The organism is Gammaproteobacteria bacterium (assembly GCA_028817255.1).
In the GTDB taxonomy this organism is placed as follows: domain Bacteria; phylum Pseudomonadota; class Gammaproteobacteria; order Porifericomitales; family Porifericomitaceae; genus Porifericomes; species Porifericomes azotivorans.
This window is the reverse complement of record JAPPQA010000113.1, coordinates 1-6,713: the sequence shown is the minus strand read 5'-3', so window position 1 is coordinate 6,713 and position 6,713 is coordinate 1. Positions and strand designations below refer to the sequence as shown.

The following is a 6,713-nucleotide window of genomic DNA, read 5'->3' as shown; positions in this document are numbered from 1 at the left end:
GAATGACGGAAAGCAACATATAAATGGCGGAGTGGGCTTTATTCGCTGGATGCCCGCAGGGTCTTTACACAGACTGGAAAGCGGGAGTCCATGGCGGATAAGAGGGAGCCGCTTTTCTTCCTCTCGATTGCGTAACGGCTTGGAGGCGCCTCCAGCAACTGTAGCGCCGGCCCCCGGGCGGAGTATAATGCGAATCCTTTTGATCGCGGACAATTCCAGGGAGAGTACGGCCTCGCCATGAAATACGATATCAGCACCACCGCCCCGGAGGGGCAGCGCACCGGTTGCCTGGTCCTCGGCGTACCCGGCGGCAGGCGCGAGTTATACGCCGCCGCCGCCCGGGCAGACGACAAAAGCGGCGGTTGGATCCGCTGGCTGGCCCGGGAGTCCGGCGACCTGCCGGAAAGGATCGGTTCGACCGCGCTGACTCACGAGGTGCCCGGCATCCGGGCGGAGCGCGTACTGCTGGTGCGGTGCGGGCAACAGGAGCGCATGTCCCGCCGGGAGTTCCGCCGCGTCTCGCGGGCGGCGGCCGCCGCCTTGCAGGACATCGGCGGCGCGAATATACGCAACGGCCTCCCCCTGCTGGAGGTGGAAGATGCCGATGCGCGCTGGAAGGCGTGCCAGACGGTGCTGGCCGCCGAAGAAGCCGGCTACCGCTTCGACCGCTTCCGGCGCCGCCCGCCGGCGGGGCGTTCCGGGGCACGGCGGGCGACACGCAACATGACGCTGGTCGTCTCCGGGCGCGTGGCGCGGCGGGGGGCCGAACGCGGCATCCGCGAGGGCGGCGCCGTCGCCCGCGGCATGTCCTTCGCCAAGGACCTCGCCAACCAGCCCGCCAATATCTGCACGCCGATCTACCTGGCCCAACAGGCCGGGCGGTTACAGAAAGACTTCAAGAACATCAAGGTGAAATCCCTGGGGCCGGAGGCGCTCAAGAGACTCGGCATGAACGCGCTGCTGGCGGTAGCCCGGGGCAGCCACCAGCCGCCGCGTCTGATCCTGGTCGAATACGAGGGCGCGCCCGACCGCCGGGAGCGCCCCATCGTGCTGGTCGGCAAGGGAGTGACCTTCGACACCGGGGGCATTTCCCTCAAGCCGGCAGCCGCTATGGACGAGATGAAATTCGACATGTGCGGCGCCGCCGGCGTGCTGGGCACGATTGCCGCCGCCGCCGAATTGCAACTGCCGTTGCGGGTGGTGGGGGTGGTCCCGGCCACCGAGAATATGCCGGGCGGCAACGCTTCCCGGCCAGGGGACATCGTCGCCAGCATGTCCGGGCAGACCGTCGAGATTCTCAACACGGACGCCGAGGGGCGCCTCATTCTCTGCGACGCCCTGACCTACAGCGAGCGCTTCCGGCCCGACACGGTGATTGACCTCGCCACCCTGACCGGCGCCTGCGTCATCGCGCTGGGGAAACACGCCACCGGCCTGTTGAGCAATCATAACCCGCTGGCCCGCGAGTTGCTCGCCGCCGGGGAGGCCATCGAAGACCGCGCCTGGCAGCTGCCCCTCTGGGACGAGTACCAGGAACAGCTGCACAGCAGTTTCGCGGATATGGGGAATATCGGAGGCCGGGAGGCGGGCACCATCACGGCCGCCTGTTTCCTGTCCCGCTTTGCCAAGAAGTTCCGCTGGGCGCACCTGGACATCGCCGGGACCGCCTGGCTCGGCGGCAAAGAGAAGAAGGCCACCGGGCGCCCCGTGCCGTTGCTGACGCAGTACCTGCTGGCGCGCTGTTCCTGAACGAGGCGGCGGCCGGCACCCGCAATCATGTCGCAAACGGCATCCCGCGGCTTCGCCCTGGCGCCCGCCATGACGTCCATGGGGCAGCGGTTGCCGTGACCGCGGAACGACAGGAGGCGGCGCGCAGGAAGCCGAGAAAAAGGCCGCAAAAGCCGGCGGCGCCAGGGGAGCGAACGGAAGCGGCGGCGGCACAGCCGCAGGCAAGCGGCAAAGAGATCGCCCCGGCCATCCCGGTGCTCGAGGACGTGCTGGAGATAGCGGACCCGGAGACCGGCGAAGAGAAAGAAGAAGAGCCGGAAATGCCGCCCCTGCCCCTGTCCACTCTCGACGACGCGCAGTTGCAAACGCTGATGCAGAACCTGGCGCATAAAATGGAACAGCAAATCGCCTCGCTGGCCACGGTGGTGCGGATCAACTTCATGCGGGAGTTGCGGGAGCAGTTCCTGATCATCACCCGGAACCGCTCGGAGCCCCAGGAGCGGGACTCCGACAAAACGCTCCCCCCCAGCCCTGCCCCGGCGGACGGCACGGCGCGGGAAGAACCGAAATAGCCGCGCCCGCCGCCCGCCGCGAATGACCGAGCCAATCCGCCGCCTGGCGCGCGCCGCCCGTACAACGCCCGCCGCGTGACCGAACGGGGGCGAACACGCGGGCGCGCAACCATGGACAAGGCATACCAACCGTCCCTGATCGAGGAGCGCTGGGCAAAGCGCTGGGAACAGGGCGGCCACTTCGCTCCCCGCGGCGCCGGCGCCAGCTACTGCATCATGCTGCCGCCGCCCAACGTCACGGGAAGCCTGCACATGGGACACGCCTTTCAGCACACCTTGATTGATATCCTGATCCGCCGCCGCCGCATGGCGGGAGACCGCACCCTCTGGCAGTGCGGCACAGATCATGCCGGGATCGCCACGCAGCTGGTGGTCGAGAACCAACTGCGCGCCCGCGGCAAAAACCGGCGCGAAATGGGCCGCGAGGCATTCCTGCGCGAGATGTGGCAATGGAAGGAGAGTTCGGGCAACACGATCACGCGGCAAATGCGCCGCCTGGGCGTTTCGATGGACTGGTCGCGGGAACGGTTCACTCTGGACCAGGACATGTCCCGGGCGGTGCGCGAGGTGTTCATCCGATTGTACCGGGAGGGGCTGATTTACCGCGGCCAGCGGCTGGTTAACTGGGACCCGGTGTTGCGCACGGCGATCTCCGATCTCGAGGTGATCCCCTCGGAAGAAAGCGGGCACATGTGGCATATCCGCTACCCATTCGCCGACGACTCGGGGCGTTATCTGACCGTCGCCACGACGCGCCCCGAGACGCTGCTGGGCGACACCGCGCTGGCCGTGCATCCCGAGGACGAGCGTTACCGCGGATTCGTCGGGCGCAGCGTCACGCTGCCCCTGGCCGGGCGCCGCATCCCCGTGATCGCCGACGAGGGCATAGACCCCGAGTTCGGCACCGGCTGCGTGAAGATCACCCCGGCGCACGACTTCAACGATTACCGGCTCGGCATCCGCCACGGCCTGCCGGCGGTCAACATATTCCATGCCGACGCCAGCATAAACGACAACGCGCCGCCGCCGTACCGCGGCCTGGACCGCTACCAGGCCCGCGAACGGGTCGTGCAAGACCTGCAGGCGCAGGGCCTGCTGCAGGACAAGGTCCCGCACCGGTTCACCGTCCCCCGCGGCGACCGCTCCCATGCCGTCGTCGAGCCTTATCTCACCGACCAGTGGTTCGTCCGGGCCGACCCCCTCGCGGCCCCCGCCATCCGCGCCGTGGAAGAAGGCAAGGTCCGCTTCGTCCCGGAAAACTGGACCAAGACCTACTACGAATGGATGCGCAATATCCAGGACTGGTGCATCAGCCGGCAACTCTGGTGGGGACACCGCATCCCCGCCTGGTACGACGAACGGGGAGAGATCCATGTCGGCCACGACGAAGCGGAGATCCGCCAACAGGCCGGGCTGCCCCCGTCCGCGGTTCTGCGCCAGGACCCGGACGTGCTGGATACCTGGTTCTCCTCCGCGCTGTGGCCGCTCTCCACGCTGGGGTGGCCCGATAAAACCCGGGAGCTGGCGTCTTTTTACCCCGGCAGCATCCTGGTGACCGGCTTCGACATTATCTTTTTCTGGGTGGCGCGCATGATCATGATGGGGCTCAAGTTCGCCGGCGACGTGCCGTTCCGCGAGGTCTATATCCACGGCCTGGTAAAAGATGCCGAAGGCCGCAAGATGTCGAAATCGCGCGGCAACATTCTCGACCCCCTGGACCTGATTGACGGCATCGGCCTGGAAGCGCTGGTCGGCAAGCGCGCCAGCGACCTGCTGCGCCCCGACGAGGCCCCTGCTATCGAACGCGCCACCCGCAAGCAGTTCCCCGACGGCATCGCCGCCTACGGCACCGACTCGCTGCGCTTCACCTTCGCCTCGCTGGCGACGCAGGGGCGCGACATCCGCTTCGACATCGGGCGCATCCAGGGCTACCGCAACTTCTGCAACAAACTCTGGAACGCCTCCCGCTACGTGCTGGCCACCGTACCGGAACCGGTGGCGCCGGAAGACGCGGCCGCCGCCGGCGTCCCGGAGCGCTGGTTGCGCACCCTGCTGCACGACGCCATCCTGCAGGTCGCCCGCGCCGCCGAGGCGTACCGCTTCGACCTGATGGCGCAGTGCGTACACGAATTCTTCTGGGACCGGTACTGCGACTGGTACCTGGAGATATCCAAGATCGGCCTGGCCGGGGCGGGGGCGGACGACGCGGCCCGGCGCGGCATCCGGCACACCCTGGTCTCGGTGCTGGAGGCATTTCTACGCTTGGTCCACCCGCTGATCCCTTTTATCACCGAGGAACTGTGGCAGCGCACGGCGCCTCTCGCCGGCCGCCGGGAAACCGGCCGCCAGGAGGCAAGCATCATGTTACAGCCGACCCCGGCCGCCGAAGATTTTGCGCGCGACCCGCAAGCCGTGCGCGAAATGGACTGGCTGATGTCCTTCGTGGCGTCCGCGCGGCAGATCCGAGCGGAGAACAACCTGCCGCCGTCGCGGGAGATGCCCGTCTTCCTGCGCGGCGGCAACGACGAAGAACGCGACTGGGTGCGGCGGCACGACGCCCTGCTGCGCGGACTGGCGAAGATCGAGCGGCTGGCCCCGGCCGCCGGCGCAGCGGCCGACCACGCCACCGCCCTGGTCGGCGACACTATGTTGCTGGTGCCCCTGAGCGGCCTGCTGGACCGGGGCACGGAACTCAAGCGGCTGCATCGCAGCATCGAGCGCAGCACCCGGGATTACCGCCAGGTGGAACGCAAGCTGGCCAACTCCGAGTTCCTGGAGCGGGCGCCGGAACAAGTGGTGGACAAAGAGCGCCGCAAATTCCGGGAACTGGCCGCCGCGCTCGGCAAACTGAAAGAGCAGCGGGACCGCATCGCCGCCCTGGAGGGAGACGATGCCCCCGAACGACGGAGCGCCCCTGGAGAACGGAATGTTTGAGCGCCTGTGCGAAGACGTGCGCACCGTGTTCGAGCGCGACCCGGCGGCGCGCACCACCTGGGAAGTGCTGACCGTCACCCCCGGCCTGCAAGCGGTATGGCTGCACCGCATCAACCATCTGCTGTGGCGGCGGCGGCTGCGCTGGCCGGCCCGCTGCCTGGCGCACTTCGGCCGCGTGCTCACCGGCGTCGAGATCCATCCCGCCGCCCGCATCGGGCGCCGCTTTTTCATTGACCACGGCATGGGCATCGTGATCGGAGAGACCTCCGAGATCGGCGACGACTGCTCCATCTACCACGGCGTCACGCTGGGCGGCACCACCTGGAAGAAGGGCAAGCGACACCCCACCCTGCAGGACCGGGTCGTCGTAGGCGCCGGCGCCAAGATCCTGGGCCCCATTACGGTGGGCGCCGGCGCCAAGATCGGTTCCAATGCCGTGGTCATCCGCGACGTGCCTGCCGAGGCGACGGTGGTAGGCGTGCCCGGCCATCAGCTGCCCGGCAAGGATGCGGCGGCGGCGCGGGCGGCGGAGGCCCGGAAAGCCCGGGAGACTCAGGAGACCGGGGAGCAAAAACCGGGCTTCGACGCCTACGCCAGCAGCGCCGACCTGTCCGACCCGGTGGCGGACGACTTGAGTTCGCTGCTGGATCGTGTGCGGAGCATGGACGCGGAGCTGCGCCGCCTGCGGGAAAGGCTGGAGCGCGGGGAGAAGAAGGGCGGGGGGCGCAGTGGCTCCCCTGGCAAAAAGGAGAACGAAGGGGAGGGGTAGGGAGGCAACCGGGACAAGAACCTTCCCGCGACCCCGAGCAATCGCCCCCAAGCAATCGCCGTTGAATCAGGACATTCGGCGCGGGCGCCCCAGATAGGACTATATGAAAACCGAAAAGGCCGCAATAACGCTTGCTCAACAGCCCGCTTCAAGTTTTCAAGCGTCGGTTTTATCGGCGCCCTCGAATTTGCGGCGAAGCCATCGCAAAGTCTTTTTCTGATCCTTGATCGTCGCCCGTCTGATTTGCGCGAGCAAATATGTCCAAGTCGGCGGCTCTTGCGCGAGGTTCTTTGCCCCTTGATTGCAGGTGCTGCACAACGCCCGCAGGTTGCCCGGCGAATCGTCTCCGCCGTGACTGCGGTCTATGATGTGCCCTATATGCAAAAGCACCTTGCGCCCCGGTTTGCGCTCGTCCGGTTCCCCGGCGCCCGCCCCGCACATTTGGCAGGTGTAGCCATTACGCTCCAGAACCAGCGCCCGAACGCGGGACGATATAGGCCTGCTAAAACGATATGGCCTATCCTCTGGCGGTTCCGATACGAGGAGGTATTCTCCAGGCTTAAGGCTACGGTCATCATGGTGCGTTAAGATTGGCCAGCCCTCGTCGTTGCGAAGCTCCCTCACCCGTCGCCCCCATTCTGTGCTCCCTCCCGCTGCTTTCTGTATCTGGTAAGCGCTAGTCTTTTTCCCGACGCGGCCTCTAAGGAACG

Annotated in this window: 5 protein-coding genes; 4 read left to right on the top strand and 1 reads right to left on the bottom strand. The window is 67.1% G+C overall.

Features of this window, described 5'->3' with window-relative positions; genetic code table 11:
* The first annotated feature begins 237 nt into the window (after nucleotides 1-237).
* From OXU43_05145 to cysE, 4 genes are all read left to right on the top strand, one after another.
* Nucleotides 238-1,749: a leucyl aminopeptidase gene (locus OXU43_05145; protein ID MDD9824537.1), complete on the top strand. Its 1,512-nt coding sequence runs from the start codon at nucleotides 238-240 to the stop codon at nucleotides 1,747-1,749.
* 95 nt (nucleotides 1,750-1,844) lie between these two features.
* Nucleotides 1,845-2,300 carry a hypothetical protein gene (locus OXU43_05140; protein MDD9824536.1) on the top strand — a complete coding sequence of 152 codons (456 nt, stop codon included), beginning with the start codon at nucleotides 1,845-1,847 and terminating at the stop codon, nucleotides 2,298-2,300.
* A 111-nt stretch (nucleotides 2,301-2,411) separates the two neighbouring features.
* A complete protein-coding gene (locus tag OXU43_05135; protein MDD9824535.1) occupies nucleotides 2,412-5,234 on the top strand; it encodes a valine--tRNA ligase in 2,823 nt (940 codons plus the stop codon).
* Complete coding sequence (cysE, locus tag OXU43_05130; protein ID MDD9824534.1) at nucleotides 5,227-6,003, top strand: serine O-acetyltransferase; 777 nt, start codon at nucleotides 5,227-5,229, stop codon at nucleotides 6,001-6,003. Before OXU43_05135 ends, cysE begins: the two co-directional genes overlap by 8 nt.
* 156 nt (nucleotides 6,004-6,159) lie before the next feature.
* Here cysE and OXU43_05125 read toward each other — a convergent pair whose 3' ends face one another.
* Nucleotides 6,160-6,444: an HNH endonuclease gene (locus OXU43_05125; protein MDD9824533.1), complete on the bottom strand. Its 285-nt coding sequence runs from the start codon at nucleotides 6,442-6,444 to the stop codon at nucleotides 6,160-6,162.
* Nucleotides 6,445-6,713: the final 269 nt, after the last annotated feature.